Consider the following 442-nt stretch of genomic DNA (forward strand, 5'->3'; position numbering starts at 1 on the left):
AAAAGGTTCAAACACATCGCCTTCAGATGGCTTTTTGCACTCACTTTGCTCAGTCCGAAGTAGGCTGCCCGGGCGTAGCGGAATTTACGGTGCAGCGTACCGAAGCTTTGTTCCACCACATAACGGGTCTTCGATAAATAGCGGTTACGTTTGGTTTGCACTTCCGTCAGCGGACGGTTGCGGTGGGCTTTGCGCATAATGCCGTCCAGCAACTGATGTTCTTTCAGGTGTTGCCGGTTTTCCGCACTGTCGTAGCCTTTATCGGCATAGACGGTTGTGTCTTTGGCTATTCCTTCCAACAAAGGCAACAGGTGGTTGCACTCATGGGTATCAGTTTTTCGATATAGCCTTCCTCATCGGTACGGGTATGTTGTTTGTAACCGAGTTTGTAAAGGCCGTTTTTCTTTGTCCAACGGGCATCGCTGTCTTTACTCGGTGTGGT

Annotated in this window: 1 pseudogene; it reads right to left on the minus strand. The window is 49.8% G+C overall.

Annotated features, from left to right (window positions below):
- A pseudogene (locus tag HMPREF2608_RS10900) lies at positions 1-442 on the minus strand (transposase); the annotation flags it as partial.

The organism is Neisseria sp. HMSC064D07, assembly GCF_001837185.1.
In the GTDB taxonomy this organism is placed as follows: domain Bacteria; phylum Pseudomonadota; class Gammaproteobacteria; order Burkholderiales; family Neisseriaceae; genus Neisseria; species Neisseria flavescens_C.